An 18,290-nucleotide genomic window follows, 5' to 3' on the forward strand; every position below is an offset into this window, starting at 1 on the left:
TCGCTCAAGTCGCGCGCTGAAACAAGGCACTGTATTGCGCCAATAATATCGAAATAGCCTGTAACTGCTCAGCGAGAACATCGTCTTTCTGACTGCCATTCAGCGCTGCAAACTGCTTTTGCCACGCCGTATCGCCATCGCTGATAATCTGCTGACCGTTGGCAATGTCCATCATCGCTGTTTCCACCACCATGCAGGCTTCACGGTCAGTATCATAAGCTGGTGACAGCCAGTCAGTAATTTGCCCACGATATGCACCCAATGCAGACAGGTGCCCAAGCAGGCGGTAATGTAGCTGAACCAGCTCATCAGCCTGCGCAGCATCAATATGGCGGGCGTGCTTTGGTGGGTGCTGACGCTGCTCATTGACGAGATTGGTCAAGGCTGTGGCACTTTCATGGACACGCCGACGTGCACTGCGGTAAGTCACATCATCACGCTCTTTTCCTCCAAACTGCTGTGCCATAATCGCAAGATATGTTGCACAGCTCATCAAAGCTGCTTTGGCGCTACTGCGCAAGGATTGGTAGCGCCAATCCGGCCACACAAACATCACGCAAGCCCACGCTAAAGCCGCACCAATCAGCGTATCGATCACGCGAGGCACCATCGCTTCACCGGTATTGATGCCAATCAGGGCAAAGCCAACCAATACTTGTACAGTAATGAATAAGGTAGAAAAGCGGTAATTACAGGCGCGAAAATAGAAAAACAAAATATTGCTGAATACAATAATCACCAAAGAAGTATTGAGTGAAGGCTCCATCAGTGGAATCAATGAGCCGATCAGTACACCAAGTATTGTGCCAATGATGCGCTCAATCAAGCGGGACTGGGTCGCTGTATAGTTAGGCTGACAGACGAAAACAGCAGTAAGTAAAATCCAATACCCTAGATGCAAATTCAATGCTTCCACAAGGATCGAGGATATTGCTGTCAGCAGTGCCATTCGTACTGCATGGCGAAAAAATGACGAACGCCGGGAAAAATTACGCCGCAGAATGTGCCACGCCTCGCCAACATTCAATGAATGTTGTGCAGCAATGCGCCAGTCTTGACTATCGTGTGGGCCAGGCCGCCACTTTTTACCCAATCGCGCTAACTGACAGTTAATTTCCTCGATATTATCCAATAGGCGATCAATCAAGCGTACCGATTGCTGCTGTGGCAAATACCCTCGTGCCGACTTGATGCCATCCATGGCACGGCGTAAATGCTCGGGATAAACAAACAATACTTCTTCATCCAACGACGTGGCTCTCTGCGTGCATGCATCACCTTGCAAACGAATCAAGCGTGCAATGCGGAAAATCACATCGCTGTGGCATAGCTGTTTGCTCAATGCAGCATAGTCAATATGTACCGAGGTCAGGCGCTCATGAATGTCTTGTGCAATAAAATAGTCGCGTAACTGACGCTGGGTACGCAACGACAAGCTGCCACTACTACTGACACGCGAAAATAGTGCATCACGGCATTGATTAAACGCCGCAATCACCGTTTGGTTTTGCCGTGCCAGACGTTCATGAATAGCTGCGATATTGGCTGCTTCATCAGGCTGAAACAGGTCAGCTTTGATACGGCTATACTCTCCCAGTGCATGGTAAGCAGCGACTAATCGCATTTGTACAGGACGATGCGGTGCTACAGCGTATACCAACAATGCCATCACGTGGTAAAGTAACGCACCGACACAAATCATTAATGGATTGATATACCACGCAAGCCCCGCCCGCGCGGTCAGCAGTGTATACAACGCGACAACCAACACACCAAAAGCAACGGTTCGGTAGCGCGTATCAACTGCGCCGAGCATGGTCATGCAAAATGCCAGAATAGTCATCAGCAGCACAGTAAATACACTGTGAGCCATAGTGATTTGCACCATAATTGATACCAGTGCAAAAGCCGGCAGAATAACCAGCATTTGCCGCAGCCGGCCACTGATGTGGTTATCCATATCAACCAAACCACCAGCGATCACACCGAGGAACAGCGCCACACTCATGTCAGTACGGCCGCTGAGTGCAACCCATACCGCAGCTGTGGCAAAGCTCAAGATCACCGGCATCATAGCCAACCAAGCAGAAGGCAGGCTCAATACACGATACAGGTCATGACGAGAAGGCTTAGATATCATGGTGTGATGCTCGACAAGGAATTCCACGCAAAATGCGGTAATAAAAATAAACCCACCACCTACATTTACGTCAGTCAGCGGGTTCCATACATTAAGCTTTTCAATTCCAGAAAACGCTAATGGCAAATAAAAAACAATACCTTATTACATGTACCACAATTGTTTTCTGGAGGGTTTATATACAAGCAGTACTGCGTGCGACCTAAAATTAACTTTGTTCGCTAAATTTACCGTACGCACGAATTTTTTTGATCCGCTGCGCATAGCGCTCATCGTCACCCATATCAGCCAATGATGCGAGTTCTTCGAGCAATACTTTTTTAATTGATGCGGCCATTTCTTTAACATGGCGATGAGCACCACCCAGGGGCTCTTCGATCACCCGGTCAATCAACCCCAACTTGGTCAGCTTGGTTGAAGTGACCTGCATCGCTTCCGCTGCGTCAGCCGATTTTTCAGCACTGCGCCAAAGAATAGAAGCACAACCTTCAGGTGAAATCACAGAATACATACTGTTTTGTAGCATCAAGACGCGGTCAGCCACGCCAATCGCCAAAGCGCCTCCCGAACCACCTTCACCGATCACACAGGCAATGACGGGGATTTTAAGCTTGGCCATCTCAAACAGGTTACGGGCAATAGCCTCACTCTGCCCACGCTCTTCTGCACCAATCCCCGGATATGCGCCCGGAGTATCAATAAACGTCAGAAGTGGAATACCAAACCGCTCAGCAAGCTTCATCAGCCTTAATGCTTTGCGATACCCTTCCGGGCGTGGCATGCCGAAGTTACGAATTACTTTTGCTTTGGTATCACGGCCTTTTTCATGGCCAATGATCATCACTGGTTGCCCGTCAATACGCGCCAACCCACCAACAATGGCTTTATCATCACCAAATGCACGATCACCATGCAACTCGTGAAAATCAGTAAATATTTCGGAAAGATAATCCAATGTGTACGGACGCTGAGGATGTCGCGACAGTTGCGCAATTTGCCAATCTTCAAGGTCTGAAAAAATACTTTGCATCAAACTGCGCGATTTTTTCTCCAAACGCTCAATCTCATCACTGATATCAACATCAGACTGCCCACTAAACTGTCGCAGCTCGGCCAACTTGTACTCAAGTTCTGCAATTGGCTTTTCAAATTCCAAATAATCCATGTGCTATCTCGCTATTTCTTTTTCTAAATTAACCAGGTCGATAATGAAAACAGGATACTCATCCGGGTTGTTCAATCCTCGTACTTGTATGTAACGCGCAATAAGTGGATGATCGCCTGGTGCCTTGTCAATAAAATCATCAGCTCGACAAACCATAAATTGCGGCAAACCGACGGAACGTAAGATAAAACCGAAGGAAGACGCTTGCTTTTGCAGCGGCGCAAACCAAATCAGTTTTTCATCATCAGTTTCTAGTGGCTGGCCTTCTAGAAGTAGCCCTAAGTCAACAACGTCAAGTTTATCATTTTGTACAATGATAGACCCCAAAATATAATTAGCCTTATCTTCTGAGGGTATAAGAGGTGCATGGGGTAATATTTGTCGCACCATCGCCGCAGGTAAAACTGCAAAAGCATTTGCCAGAGGTACAATGACTATATCTAGCTTATCCATCAATAACCTCTTCACCTGAATTTCGTAACAACTCACCAAGTAACATAAGCAACTCTTCTTCTTGATACGGCTTACCTAGGTAACCATCAACACCAATTTCATCAGCTTTTGCCCGATGTTTTTCGCCTGTACGAGATGTGATCATAATAATGGGCGTATGTGCATAACGAGCTTGAGCACGTAACTGCTTGGCAAACTCATAACCATCCATCCGAGGCATTTCAATATCGAGCAAAATCAAGTCTGGCTCAAACTGAGGCAATAACTCCAATGCGTCTATACCGTCCTTGGCCGCCTGAGCCTCATAGCCATGTTTATCAAGCAAACGCAAACCGACTTTACGCATGGTCACAGAGTCATCCACAACCATAATTTTTACCCGTTTATCAGTATGGGATGACTGCTCTAATACTACTGGCTGCTTTTGATCAACATACGTAACCAGCTCACTGATGTCCAAAATTGGCAAAACATCACCATTTGCCATCACAGAAGCGCCCAGAATACCTGGAATAGCCAATGTCAATTGACGCGTATCCTTGACAACGACTTCCATACGATTCACGACTTTATCAATCTGCAATATCCGCCCAGAATGGTTATCTGTATACCGAACAACTAGACCTGGCGACTTTTGCTGATCCTTGCTCAAATCATATTGCTTGGCAAAATAACCACCTAAAGGCAATACTTGATAATGCTTACCATGGTAGTCATACGTCAAATCTGTCGATTTTGAAAGCAGCCAACTATGATCAAGCTGTACAATTGAGTCAATAGATGCCATCGGTACAGCATAAACTTCATGAGCTATTTCTATAACCAATATATCGACAACACTCATACCCAGCGGTACTGTGACATGAAATTCAGTTCCTTTTCCCGCAATACTGTGTATAGATAAACGACCACGACGTTTTTGAATCAGATCGTTAACAACATCCATTCCAATACCACGGCCAGCCAGCTGGCTAACTTTTTTACTTGAGCTGATCCCAGCTTTTAGTAATAAGGAATTCAAATAGGCATAGTCATCACTTTGTGCTTCATCAAGTAAGCCTTTTTCTCGTGCTGATTGACGGATAGCGTCGTAATTAATACCCGCACCATCATCAATAATCCTCACACTCAACTCATTGGCAACACTTTTAACATCTATCTTGATTGTGCCGATTTCAGACTTTGATGCTTGAATTCTCGTATCAGCATCTTCCAAACCATGAGCTACTGCATTACGAATAATATGCTCAAGTGGTGCAAGAAGGTCATCAAGTAAATTACGCTCAATTTCAATGTCTCCACCAACAATACGTAGTTCTACCTTTTTCCCAGTTCCTTGACTAACCTGACGGACTAAGCGTCGTAGGCGACCAGAATAGGCATTAAAGCTAATTAATTGCGTACTGACTAGCGCATCCTGAATATTATGCAGAATCAAGTGTTGCTGGATATTAAAGCCTTTAAAACTGCTGATATCCATTTCCATCGCTTGCTGGAGATTATTCAAATCCTCAACCGATTCTGCAAGCTGGCGTGATAATTGCTGTATTTCAGAAAAGCGATCCATTTCAAGCGGATCAAAATCTTTTCCATAGTCAGTATGCTCACGCCTAAATAATATTTGACTTTCAGTACGGCTATTCAGACGGCGTAACTGCTCATCAAGACGCTGGACCACCCGCTCTAACTCATTCAGACCATACTCCGAACTACGAGCACTTTCATCCATGGCTACTTGAAGGACACCAGCCTCACCGACCATAGAGCTCAGCCATTTCAAAAGATCTTCACTCACCCGAACATGCCTATTGGCCTTGTTTATAATCGAATGATCAACTAATGGTTCAGCGGGCAATTGATTCTGTATCTGTGGAGCATCTACAAGTGATAAATCTTTATTAATATCAGATTTATGCTCATCTTCTTGAGATACTGGTCTATAATCTGCTGCAATAGATTGGCCAGAGTCAATCAAATTAAGGAATGCTTTGATTTGCGCATTCACTTCATGCGCTGCTTCTGGTACTTGATGACGAATCACAGAGTCGATCATATCCGTTAGCGCTGTTTCAGCATTGATCAACAATCCACGGACATCAGCTAACTCATCTTCTTGCAGGTAAGGAATCTTCTCAACAACAGATTCCACAAGATGTGCTGTATCTCCAATCATCAACAAATCAACCATGCGCGCACCACCTTTCAGTGTATGCATACATCTTTGAATTTTCTGCTGAGTATTAGACTCAACCAAATTATTATTCAATGCAGAGCGAACTTCTTCTAAAAGCTCTTGTGCTTCTTCAGTAAAAATTTCAATCAGCTCTTCTGACCAGGAAATATCTTCATTTGTAATAGGCTCACTTGAATAATCAGTCGACAAAGAGAACTGCTTTTCGCCAGTACTCTGACCCGATACGTTATCGGCTTGTACTGATTCGCTACCCTCTTTATCTGATGTTCGATCAGAAAGATTTGTGCCTGAGTTATACAAACTAGACTTTGCCAATACCAGTTGATCTATGGTTTGATTAAGTACCCTTTTGTTGTCAAGATCATCTACATCTGATCCATTTTCATCAGAAATAAGCTCAATTAGTTCAGCAGCATAACAAAGAACATTTGCCAAATCAGGATCAAGTACTGTGTGTGTTGTCAATGCCTCGATTACTTGTTCTTTAACATCAAGTAATCGCCAGAATTCATCAGGAGTATTGTAGGCTGTCAGATTTTCTTCAATATCATATATAGCTTCTTTAGTCTCATTAACTAACGCCAAAGTAACACCTTGCTCAAGCTCGCGTATCAATGCCTCATAACCATCTATTGATTTCAATAGAGCAGATTTGAAATCACTTTGCAATGCATCCTTAAAGCTGTCATCTCCCGATGCCTCCTGAGCCTTAGCAGCACTAATATTCTGTAACGCTATACCAAGATTATCCAATTCCTCAAAGTCTTCACTTTTACCAGCTTCACTATGCTCTTCCCCTGTAGTTTTAAGCTGTAACATGGCCGAAGTAAATTTTTGTGCTGCAAGTGTCTTGGCATAATCTGTTAATGCATGTAATACTTCTTCGAAAGGTGCTAATGAGCTATGAGTGCTTGCCTGTTTTAATATTTCCGTCAACGCTTTTAAACTTGTTGTTGCTTGCTCATCCACTAAATGATACTCACCGCAGACAGAGAAAAGGTCTTTGTTAGCTTCCACACATTGAGCCAAATTTGTGAAAAATACACTTTGAGCAGCACCCGTCAAATTAGACAAATACTCTTCCAATAATTTTGTATCATTACCTTTTATATTTACATCATCTAAGGCATTTATAAGACGCTCAGCCCAGTCATTCAGGTCATACAAAAAGAAATCTACTGCCTCATGAGGAATATCTGCTTGCAGCGCATCAAGCTCTTGCTGATGAGCAGCTGTCACTTTATCATTAATTGGTACATTCCCAGCTGCAATACTTGCTACTAATCCATCATCAATGGGACCTTCAAATAAACTTGCATTATTCACATAAATATTGCTGATATTTGTCTTTTCCACCTCTTCCGCTGCAATTTCCTGTCTATCGATACTAATGAGAGAAGAAGTACCTTGCTCTTGATGGGTAGCGAGGGAATCATCAGTATAAGTTTTATCGTCTTTATCTTTCCCCCCTGAAATATCAGGATCTACATGTCTTTCAGTCGCAAGTTTAGCATCAGGATAATCTACTTCTTTGTCTGAGCCTGCACCTAAGGTCATACCAGTTTCAAGCGTATTTTTAGTATTGTCACCTAGCCGTGCATCAGTGTTATATTCTTGATTATCAATTTTATTTCCAGCCCCTTCTCCTTCCAATACAGAAGTTCTGTTACCTACTGTTTGATCTTCAGTATCAGGCGTCGTAACTGAACCACCTTGCTCTTCTAACCCCACCTCAATTGGCCGCATAGCTGGGGTGCTTTCTTCCACCTCTTGCTGAGTGGTCTGGATATTGGCCACAATAGACTTATTCTCATCTATCTTTTCACTTGAAATATGGTCGTTATCATCTGTAAACACAGGCTCTTTTTCTACTTTGCCATACTCTAAAGCTTCGCTTTCTTCAAGCTCAATATCCTTAGTGACTTCGCGAGTATATTCTTGATTTTCCAAACCATCTGTAACATTAGAAGCATTGTGAGAATATTCTTTTCCTCCTGTTAATATTGCAGAAGTTTGGCCTGCATCAGATATTTGTTTATCGCCTGATTTAGACAACTCATCATATGAAGTGACTTGACTAGGCGAAATTGTATTTACTGCAGATAATGATGCATTGTCTACATCTATCCCCTCATTACTATCTCTAGCAGTAGCATATATAGAAGTCGCCTGATCTTGTGTACTCGGTACACCATCATCCATTCTTGCACCCTGCAGATTTCTTTGGTGCATATTTTGTATGGCCTTATTCTGCTCTAATGAAGCAAAGATACTATCCAAGAAAGGCTGGAACTCTTTACTATTCCCTCCACTCTTAATTTCAAATGCCTCTTGCAATGCATAACGGATACCAGCGCTATAATCATCTTCATTTTTATAATACTCACGGTTCAATGCAAAATCATTTGCTAATGTATTAACAAATGCTTCAAAGAGTTCATCAGGTATTTTTTCTTTACGCTCAAGAGCTGGGACGACTGCACTAAGCAACTCTGCAAATGAAGTAGTATCTATGGAGAATTCTTCATCACTGTTAATATTGCTGGCAAGATGAGCACTTTCATCTGCAACTGTATTAATTTGTTGTGTTTCTAGTGGTAATTCACCATGAACTGCTATTTGATCAGACTGATCGCCTTCACTTAAAGATGATTCCTGCTCCTGCTCCAACTGTCTATGGGCAGCAACAAGGGTCTGTGAGACACTTTTAACTTGATCATCAGACATACTTGGCAATGTATGGTGTAGTTGATCTGTCAAGACTTGAGCATCAACTAAACCATTGTTATCAACATCTGGGTTACTACGTAATTTATGCACTAACATATTAATGCTTGCAGCCTCAGCCAGTATTGAATCATCTCCGTACTTATTCAACATCCGCTCAACCAGTGGCCCCAATGCTCGTGCAATTGTTACTTCCAAGGTATTGACAGAGTCGCTTTCACTTTGCATAGCAAGATCTTCTACACCCAATATAGTCGCAGGTGATACTACATCTTCTTCAGAAGATCCTTCTGCGGTCTGATCAAAATCAAAGAAGTTTTCGTTTTCTTCGCTTGAAGTCAAGTCATCAGCATTAGCAGATGCGCCTACAGCATCACTTCCACTGTCTATATTCCTTGCCGAAATAGTTTTGCTTGCACCATCGACAACATCAGCAGATGTAAAATCACTCCCTTCAAAATCAAACAGACTATCTTCACCCTGAGCCATTGACTCTGATGAACTTGGTGTTACAGAAACAACATCCCCTTCAGTAGCACTATCTGGCGCCAGATCAAAATCAAAGAAGTCTTCGTTTTCTTCGCTTGAAGTCAAGTCATCAGCATTAGCAGATACGCCTACAGCATCACTTCCACTGTCTATATTCCTTGCCGAAATAGTTTTGCTTGCACCATCGACAACATCAGCAGATGCAAAATCACTCCCTTCAAAATCAAACAGACTATCTTCATCCTGAGCTATTGACTCTGATGAACTTGGTGTTACAGAAACAATATCCCCTTCAGTAGTACTATCTGGCGCCAGATCAAAATCAAGAGTTTCTTCATGGTCTACAGTAGATAAAGGATTTTGATTCGCCGCATCTGCCCAACTTTTCCCTGAACTTCCTAAGCCTTCTAGATTATTATCATCTACATTACTAATCTTATACGCTTGATCTTTATCATGTTGAGTAGAAATATTTCCAGAGTCCTGATTTTCAACATATCCACTCTGATTATCATCAGAATTATCAGCCTTAGACACTTGTTTAAAGTGCCGGTCAGTATCAGATGGTTCATCTGCTTTATCTGTAACACTACTTACATCACTATCAGCATGCTCGGTTTTTTTAAAAAACTCATTTACCAGATCGCCAGAACCAGCAAAATCCACACCATCGGAGCCTTTATTGCCATTTAAAGATTGTGTTGCATCTAGTGCCAAGACAGTGGCACTAGAATCCATCAACTCTAGTGGTTTCTGAGTATCAACAATATGCCCAGTAAAAGAAGCGCCCTCCTCCAGTTCATCATCGTTAAGGCGATTTTCTATTCCCCCTTCACCACCTACCTTATTAAGCTCCTGTATCAACAATAACTCACTATACTGTGCAAGCTGCAATAAGGCACCCCGCATACTGTCCAAAATATTGTGTTCAGCTATCAAATTGAGAAGCAAAATTGCATCTTGAAGATACTGCTCAATTTCACTTGTACAATCAATATGTTCACTCAGCAAATTATTCAACAGTGCTTCATAGCGCCACGCAAACTCACCCAATGACTCATACTGAGCCATTCTGCCAGAGCCTTTTACGGTATGGAAAACACGCCGTAGGTCTGGCATCCAAGCATCTCCTCGACTCCATGCCTGCCTTATAAGCAAACATTGGCTGATCAAGTCAGCAAACTCTTCTTTAAAAACCTCTTGAATTTCATCATCTGGCACACGAGCTGCATCTAATTTGCTATAAGCCATTTTGGACTCAGGCACTTCTATTTTTTCCAATGCCTCAATATCTTTATCCACGATCAACCGTGCAATATAGCTATAACCAGCAACATCCCCATCACTATCTTTTTGGTCGTCTTCATCATCGACCTGACTCTCATCGAGAAACTCGTCATCAAACACTCCGCCCAGCTCTTGGTCACTAATGGTTATGGATGATTGCGGTATATGTTCAGCTTGTTCATCAAGGAGCCCCATTAGATAACTAATTCGCTCGGGATCATTAAAAACATCTAAGTGAGCTTCAAGTTTTTCATAAAGAAATGCTGTATTTGGCTGGTCAATCTCTTGATGAGATATTTCCTGAAACAAAAGTTCTGCTGCAACAAGAATTTCTATATATTTTTGGCGATCCACATCACCAGAGACAGGTTTTTTACTTAGATCTACACAATAGAATGCAAGTTGTCGTAGTAGCTGAGCAAGCTCTTTAGAACCCAGCATCAAATACAAGGCATATGACTCAAAGCATATCTTTGCAGCTTCTGAGCAATAATGAAGTTTCAAGTCTCCGTCTTGTTCTATAACATTACGTAGCTGTAGAAATGTATACACACCTTCCTGATTGTGCTGGCGAATATTCTGCTTTGCTCCCCCACCAAAAAAAACAATATTCGTCAAGTCGCCAGATCTATCCGAGGTATTAATATTCTGTATATCGTGCCGTAGCAACAAAATTTGCTCTGCAATTTGGGCAAGTTGCTTCTGGTCAGTAAAAGTAACGAACGCATGTGATATTTCAGATAGATGTTCTCTCGCATCCTTCAAATTCAACAGCTCAAGTGATTGAGTTAAGGCATATAATAATGAGGTATCAAACAAGCCTTCTACATCTTTTGCTGTATTCACATTGGTCTGATCCAAAATAGCAGCCAGTTCATCAAGCACTATCATGTATTGTTTTTTTATAACTTGCCAGGTTGCAGAACTAATCACTACTTCTTTATTAACATTGTGGATAGATATATCTCCTCCACGCTCTATGTCACCTAGCAGCTGTTCTGCATAAGGCAGGTTAGCCTCAACTAGAGCACTACCACACTCCCCTTCTTTAATAAAATTATCTAGTATTAATAATACAGTGGCCAGTGCATCCACATTCTGAATCTGAGAGGAATTATGATCCGGAACACGAAGAAACAAATTGCTCAGCCTAGCTGATAGTTCTGCTGCTTTCTCCCAACCAATAATAGCAAGTGCACCGTACATCTCGTGTAGCAGCTCTATAATAGATTGATGCAGCCCTGATTCTGGCCGCTGAAACCAATCCTCCGTCAAATGGCACACACCATCAATATCCTTAGTTAATTCTTGTTGGACTTGTTTCAATAATTCTTCTGTAAGGTGATGTGTCATAAAATTCCCTCTTAACTAGCTAGAAAGGCTATAAGCCCATCCAATTGAGACTCAATCAGTCTTCACTTTTTGGCAATGTAAAGTGTGAGACTGATCCCTCAAGATCACTAGCCAGTTCACTTAAATTATTTATCGCATCACTAGTTTTACTAACATTCTGCATATTTTCTTCTGCAATAATATTGACATTCTTCATTTCAGAAGCGATTTTTTTGGCTCGATCCGATACTTGCTGAGTAGATTGAGATATTCTGTCGATTAGCGATGCTAATGATGTTGACACACTCTCAATCTTGTTCAATGCATCACCAGCCTGCTCAGCAATATCAGCACCATTCACCACTTCCATCGTCGACTTTTCCATTGAGTGAATAGCCTCACCAGTATCTCCTTGAATAGTATTAACCAGTGATTCGATCCTACGAGTCGCTTTTGTAGAACGCTCTGCCAATTTTTGCACTTCATCTGCAACGACTGCAAATCCCTTTCCGGCCTCACCGGCAGCTGAAGCCTGAATTGTCGCATTTAATGCCAAAATACTAGTTTGATCAGCAATACCTTTAATCATTTCAACGATATTACCAATTTCTTGTGAACTTTCACCAAGGCGCTTGATGCGTTTTGAAGTATCTTGAATATGCTCACGGATCTTGTTCATCCCCTCGATCGTATTATGTACTTTTTCAGATCCGTTTCTTGCGATTTTTACAGACTCTCGAGCAATCTCAGCAGAATCAGTTGTACTCAATGATACCCGATCAAGAGAGTGTACCATTTCACCAATGGTAGTCGTCATATTGACGATCATTTGTTTCTGCTCAATAGAAGAACCTCGCATTTCTTCTGCAAGCTTTTTAGTCTTATGAGACGCCAAGCTCACCTGATTTGAGGTACTATTTATAGTGCCAACCAAATCTCTCATTGACTCTATCGCATAGTTAACCGAATCAGCGATCGCACCTGTAAAATCTTCCGTGACTTGTGCCTCTATCGTCAAATCTCCATTAGAAAACTCAGCAAGCTCATCCATCAAGCGTAAAATAGCATCCTGATCGCGACGAGCACGAATTTCAAGGGTCGCTATTTGCGAGGCAGTAGCCGCTTGCTCCTCAATTTTTTTACGTAAATAACGCCAACCAATAAAACCAGTCAAAATCGACAAAACCAGTGCAAGTGGTGCTATATAGTTAACCGTTAGCACATAAAAATCATAGCCCATAAAATCAAGGCTACTATCATGATCAAATACCACTAAGACGGCTAGTGAGATAACAACCAATATGATCGTTAGTATGGACAGTAACATTGGTACAGAGGCGCTTGGTAAATCTGATGATTTCTCTTGCACTTTCGCTTCTTCTTTCATCTTAAGTATCCTATTTAAAATTCCATTTCTTTATGTAACTTGGTAGCAAGTAATACATCAAGATTAATCCGTTGCCACCGCAACCCTTCTACAAGTGCATAACCGTCTATTATCGCACTACTGGAAAGTATTTTTTCAACATCTAAAGATCTTATTCCGATCAATTTATCCACTTCCAGCAAAAAGCCATTCATAACGCCATTCAAAAGGATGTAGTGCATGTCTTTTTGCTTACTATTCGATTTTCCCTTATGTAATTGCGAGAAAGATACAACAGAAACAATTTCATTACGTACGCTACTTAAACCTTGAAACCAACTTGGAGAAAAAGGTAAAGGCTTGATAACAGGCTTCTCTCGAATGACACTACTTATATTTTCTACTGGAATTAAAAATCCTTCACCTTCAGCCATGAACATCAAATAGCTCGGCAATGAGGCATAATCATTTTCCTTTAAAGCCCCTTTTAGCAAGGCTGTATCAGCATAATAGGATAGCAACTGAAAAGGTGTCATAGAGTCTATTGTTTGATCAATTTCTTGATCAAAGTGGGTTTTCACGGTATTAACTCCTTCACTTCAATGAGCAACTCATCCTTAGATGGAGGTTTGCACATATATTTGGTTGCCCCATTACGTAGCCCCCAAATTCGATCAGTCTCCTGATCTTTGGTCGTTAACATCAGAATTGGTATACCATTTGTTTCTGGTTTCCGGCGTAACTGCCTTGTTGCTTGGAAACCATTCATACCTGGCATAACCACATCCATTAAAATAAGGTCCGGCACATTCTTCACAGCCCACTCTATCCCCTCAGTCGCATTCTTAGCCCAAGTCACTTTATGGCCTGCTTTGATCAAAATTGCGCTGACAAACTCAAATTCTGTCGGTGAGTCATCAATAATCAGTATCCTAGCCATTCATATTCCTCACTTACCCACCAAATGTTCGTTGATTCCTTGCAAAAGTTCATCACGCGAAAATGGCTTAGTCATAAAGTATTCCGACCCAGCGATCCGTCCTTTTGCCTGGTCAAAGATACTGTCTTTACTAGTCAATAATAAAACGGGGATATGCTTGTATTCCGGATTACTTTTAACAATCGAACAAACCTGATAACCATCAAGCCGCGGCATCATAATATCTAAAAAGATAATATCTGGTTTAAACTCAACAATTTTGGCCAAAGCCTGAAAACCATCAGAAGCAGTTTCTACAACATATCCTTCTTTACCAAGCATGGATTCTGCCGTTCTGCGAATGGTTGTACTATCATCAACCACCAGCACTTTTTTATCTAGATTTTGAGCCGCCACGACTACTCCTTACTTATCTTTAACCTTATACTTTAGAATAACCGAACTATTCCCTAAAAGCGACCAAAGGCACGCCATAAACCAATAATTTAATACTTAAAGTAATTCTACTTTTTCTACGGTCTATTTGACAAATCTTGCCTCAGCAAAAGCTAGCAGCTACATCCGCTATTTAAACATTATCACCACTACGATTGAAACCACGATTCAAGAATAATCACCGCAGCCAGATCATCAATCTGACGTTGCTTGGGTTTTAACTGCTTCGCCTCATGGGAGGACAAAAATTCATCGAATGTCTCTACTGGAAGATCAAATGCCGCTGAAAGCATACTGATTAACTGCTGAATATCCTCAGCCATTGGGTGCGCATTGCCATCAGCCAACTTTGGCTCACCAACGATAATCATGCTGGGTCGCCACTGCTCTATATAATCAGAAAAATGATTGGCTTGTATCTTTTCTAGTGGCGCTTGAATAATACCTAACGGACGCGCAGTGCCTGTAAGGCTTTGACCAATCGCAACACCCGTTTTACGCCGACCGGGATCAATACCCAAAACCCATTTAACCGTACTCATTTAGATCTCTATATACCAATAATTAACGACAAGAATTATACGCAGCTGACTTGTACATTGCATGTTGCAGTAGTTTCTTTAATACTGCACGTTTTAAAAAACACAGGAATAACCACAATGACACATGCAACGCTTATTATCATTGGTTCAGGTCCGGCAGGTTACACTGCTGCTGTTTACGCTGCACGGGCGGGGCTAAAGCCACTCATGATCACAGGGCTGGAACAAGGTGGACAACTCATGACGACCACCGAGGTTGATAATTGGCCCGGAGAAGCGGAAGGCATCCAAGGCCCACAACTGATGCAAAACATGCGCGCCCATGCTGAGCGTTTCGACACCCAAATTATTAATGACTTTGTTACCAGTGTTGATTTCAGCGTACGTCCTTTTAAACTTCAGACCGAAAAGCAAACCTATACCGCTGATAGTGTAATTATTGCTACAGGTGCAAGCGCCAAATACCTCGGCTTACCATCAGAACAAAAATTCAAAGGTCGTGGTGTTTCAGCATGTGCAACATGTGACGGATTTTTCTATCGTAACAAACCTGTCGCCGTGATTGGTGGTGGTAATACGGCCGTCGAAGAAGCGCTCTACCTTGCCAACCTAGCCAGCAAAGTCACGCTCGTTCACCGTCGTGATGAATTCCGCGCTGAAAAAATCCTGATCAAACGCCTGATGGAACGTGTCGAAGAAGGAAAAATAGAGTTAAAACTAAATGCTGAGCTGGACGAAGTACTCGGCGATGTACAAGGTGTGACGGGAATGCGCATTCGTCATCAAAGCGGTGAACTTGAAGACATCACACTCGATGGTATTTTTATCGCCATAGGCCATAAACCAAATACTGATATATTCCTGGATCAACTCGAAATTGAAAATGGCTATATCCGCGTCCAAAGTGGGCTAAACGGCAATGCAACGCAAACCTCCATACCTGGTGTATTCGCAGCCGGAGATGTCATGGACCATATTTACCGCCAAGCCATCACCTCAGCCGGCACAGGCTGTATGGCAGCATTGGACGCTGAAAAGTTCATCGACAGCACCCACGCCTGACAGACCGACTTACGCAGTGGTAAAATACAATAAATTCCCAGAACCATACGTGAGGAGCAACCCACATGGCAGCTAACCAAAAAATCGTTATCCCTGATCTAGGTGATTTCGATCAAGTTGAAGTTATTGAAGTATTGGTATCGAAAGGTGATTCAATCGAAAAAGATGATTCTCTCGTCGTACTTGAAACGGACAAAGCTTCTATGGAAGTCCCTGCTGAATTTTCCGGCACGATTGAGTCACTCGATATCTCGGTTGGCGATAAAGTCAGTGCTGGGGATGTCATTGGCAGCATCAGTACTGCCGATAATGGCGAAAGCAACAAATCCGAGCAAAAGCAGAGCAACGATCAAAAACCCTCTGCGCCAACACAAAATACAGCGCAGAAAACACCTCAAACCAACAACGCACCAGAAGATGGCGTTGACTTGGTAGTTATCGGTGCCGGACCAGCAGGCTACTCCGCGGCATTTCGTGCCGCTGACCTTGGCCTATCCGTCACACTGGTCGAGCGCTACGCAACTTTAGGTGGAGTGTGCTTAAATGTTGGCTGTATTCCATCCAAGGCGCTACTACACGTTTGTGAAGTGATTGAAGAAGCCGAGTCTGTGGAGCATGCCGGAGTCACATTCAGCAAACCTGAAGTTAATTTGGACAAACTACGCAGCCACAAAGAGAGCATCATTGGCAAGCTGACCAACGGACTTGCTGGTATGGCCAAGGCACGCAAAGTCACCGTCATTCAGGGGAGCGCACAATTCAGCGGCGGTAATAGCCTGACCATCAACAGTGATAATGGTGAACAGCAACTGAACTTCAAGCAAGCGATAATTGCCGCAGGATCTCAAAGCGTTAAATTGCCATTCATGCCTCAAGACGACCGCATCATGGACTCTACAGGCGCGCTGGAACTAAAAGATATCCCTGAGCGTTTACTCGTTGTTGGCGGCGGTATTATCGGCCTTGAAATGGCCACAGTATACGCAACCCTTGGCAGTAAGATTGACGTCGTAGAGATGGCCGACGGATTAATGGCTGGTGCAGATAAAGATCTGGTCAAAGTGTGGGAAAAACGCAATAAAAAACGCTTTGCCAATATTATGCTCGAAACCAAGACAGTCTCTGCTGAAGCTAAGGATGATGGTATTTATGTGACTTTTGAAGGCAAAAATGCACCAGCAGAAGCACAGCGCTATGATCGTGTACTTGTCGCTGTCGGCCGTTCTCCAAACGGTAAAAAGCTCAACCTCGAAGCCTGTGGCCTCAATGCCGATGAACGTGGCTTTATCAAGGTTGATAAGCAAATGCGCACCGCACAATCACACATCTTTGCAATTGGTGATATCGTTGGTCAGCCTATGCTTGCACACAAAGGCGTACATGAAGGCCATGTAGCAGCTGAAGCAGCAGCAGGCGAGAAAGCCTATTTCGATGCACGCGTTATTCCGAGCGTTGCATATACATCCCCTGAGGTTGCATGGGTTGGCATCACAGAAGCACAGGCCAAGGCTGAAGGTAAGAACATCGGCAAAGCTGTATTCCCATGGGCTGCATCTGGTCGTGCGATTGCCAACGGCTGTGACGATGGCTTCACCAAACTACTCTACGACAAGGAAAGTGGTCAAATCTTAGGTGGTGCAATTGTTGGCCCCAATGCTGGCGACATGATTGGTGAAGTTGTACTGGCAATTGAAATGGATGCAGACATTGAAGACGTCGGCTTAACCATCCACCCGCACCCAACCCTTGGTGAAACCATAGGCTTGGCTGCTGAGGTAGCAAAAGGTGCTTGTACAGACCTTCCTCCACAAAAGAAAAAATAATTCCCTCTTTTGCTTGTATAATCCAACGACAGAAACCCGGCTTTTGCCGGGTTTTTTAACATGCGGCACGCAACACCTTCAAGCCTTCCTCCAGGCTCACTTACTGCTCAGAATAAGTATTCTATTTGAATGTTTATTTGCTGGTGCTATAGCCACATGGCACTCCACACCAATCATTACATATAGCCATTGATTAGCCATAAGCAAATATATCCGTAAGGAAGTCAAATCAGTGTCTCCGCGTCAATGAGTAGTAATTGTGGGAGATGCATCAAAAAGAGCGAAAGCGATACAGATATTACAGATACAAAAAAATCGCTTTTCAGCGATTTTTA

The 18,290-nt window shown here is 42.9% G+C and carries 11 protein-coding genes; 2 read left to right on the forward strand and 9 right to left on the reverse strand.

Features of this window, described 5'->3' with window-relative positions:
- Window positions 1–4: 4 nt before the first annotated feature.
- From yccS to ruvX, 9 genes are all read right to left on the reverse strand, one after another.
- Window positions 5–2,140: a TIGR01666 family membrane protein gene (gene yccS / locus KRX19_00400; GenBank protein MBV7433477.1), complete on the reverse strand. Its 2,136-nt coding sequence runs from the start codon at window positions 2,138–2,140 to the stop codon at window positions 5–7.
- Between the two features lie 208 nt (window positions 2,141–2,348).
- Entirely contained in the window at window positions 2,349–3,305 is a 957-nt protein-coding gene (locus KRX19_00405; GenBank protein MBV7433478.1) for an acetyl-CoA carboxylase carboxyltransferase subunit alpha, read from the reverse strand.
- A gap of 3 nt (window positions 3,306–3,308) precedes the next feature.
- Window positions 3,309–3,758: a chemotaxis protein CheW gene (locus KRX19_00410; protein ID MBV7433479.1), complete on the reverse strand. Its 450-nt coding sequence runs from the start codon at window positions 3,756–3,758 to the stop codon at window positions 3,309–3,311.
- The gene (locus KRX19_00415) at window positions 3,751–11,808 is read right to left on the reverse strand and encodes a response regulator (GenBank protein MBV7433480.1); all 8,058 of its coding nucleotides are present in this window, start codon (window positions 11,806–11,808) and stop codon (window positions 3,751–3,753) included. Before KRX19_00415 ends, KRX19_00410 begins: the two co-directional genes overlap by 8 nt.
- Before the next feature lie 55 nt (window positions 11,809–11,863).
- A complete protein-coding gene (locus KRX19_00420; protein ID MBV7433481.1) occupies window positions 11,864–13,114 on the reverse strand; it encodes a methyl-accepting chemotaxis protein in 1,251 nt (416 codons plus the stop codon).
- A 74-nt stretch (window positions 13,115–13,188) separates the two neighbouring features.
- Window positions 13,189–13,734, reverse strand: coding sequence for a chemotaxis protein CheW (locus KRX19_00425; GenBank protein ID MBV7433482.1), 546 nt, complete (start codon window positions 13,732–13,734; stop codon window positions 13,189–13,191).
- Entirely contained in the window at window positions 13,731–14,093 is a 363-nt protein-coding gene (locus KRX19_00430; protein MBV7433483.1) for a response regulator, read from the reverse strand. The genes KRX19_00425 and KRX19_00430 overlap by 4 nt, the downstream gene beginning before the upstream one ends.
- Before the next feature lie 9 nt (window positions 14,094–14,102).
- Window positions 14,103–14,489 (reverse strand): response regulator, encoded by a 387-nt coding sequence (locus tag KRX19_00435; GenBank protein ID MBV7433484.1) that lies wholly within the window; start codon window positions 14,487–14,489, stop codon window positions 14,103–14,105.
- A 188-nt stretch (window positions 14,490–14,677) separates the two neighbouring features.
- Window positions 14,678–15,070, reverse strand: coding sequence for a Holliday junction resolvase RuvX (gene ruvX, locus KRX19_00440; protein ID MBV7433485.1), 393 nt, complete (start codon window positions 15,068–15,070; stop codon window positions 14,678–14,680).
- Window positions 15,071–15,187: 117 nt separating this feature from the next.
- Between ruvX and trxB the strand changes: the two genes are divergently transcribed.
- Entirely contained in the window at window positions 15,188–16,132 is a 945-nt protein-coding gene (gene trxB, locus KRX19_00445) for a thioredoxin-disulfide reductase (GenBank protein ID MBV7433486.1), read from the forward strand.
- 65 nt (window positions 16,133–16,197) lie between these two features.
- A complete protein-coding gene (gene lpdA / locus KRX19_00450; protein ID MBV7433487.1) occupies window positions 16,198–17,955 on the forward strand; it encodes a dihydrolipoyl dehydrogenase in 1,758 nt (585 codons plus the stop codon).
- Window positions 17,956–18,290: the final 335 nt, after the last annotated feature.

The sequence above is a fragment of the Cardiobacteriaceae bacterium TAE3-ERU3 genome (genome assembly GCA_019218315.1).
GTDB lineage: Bacteria > Pseudomonadota > Gammaproteobacteria > Cardiobacteriales > Cardiobacteriaceae > JAHUUI01.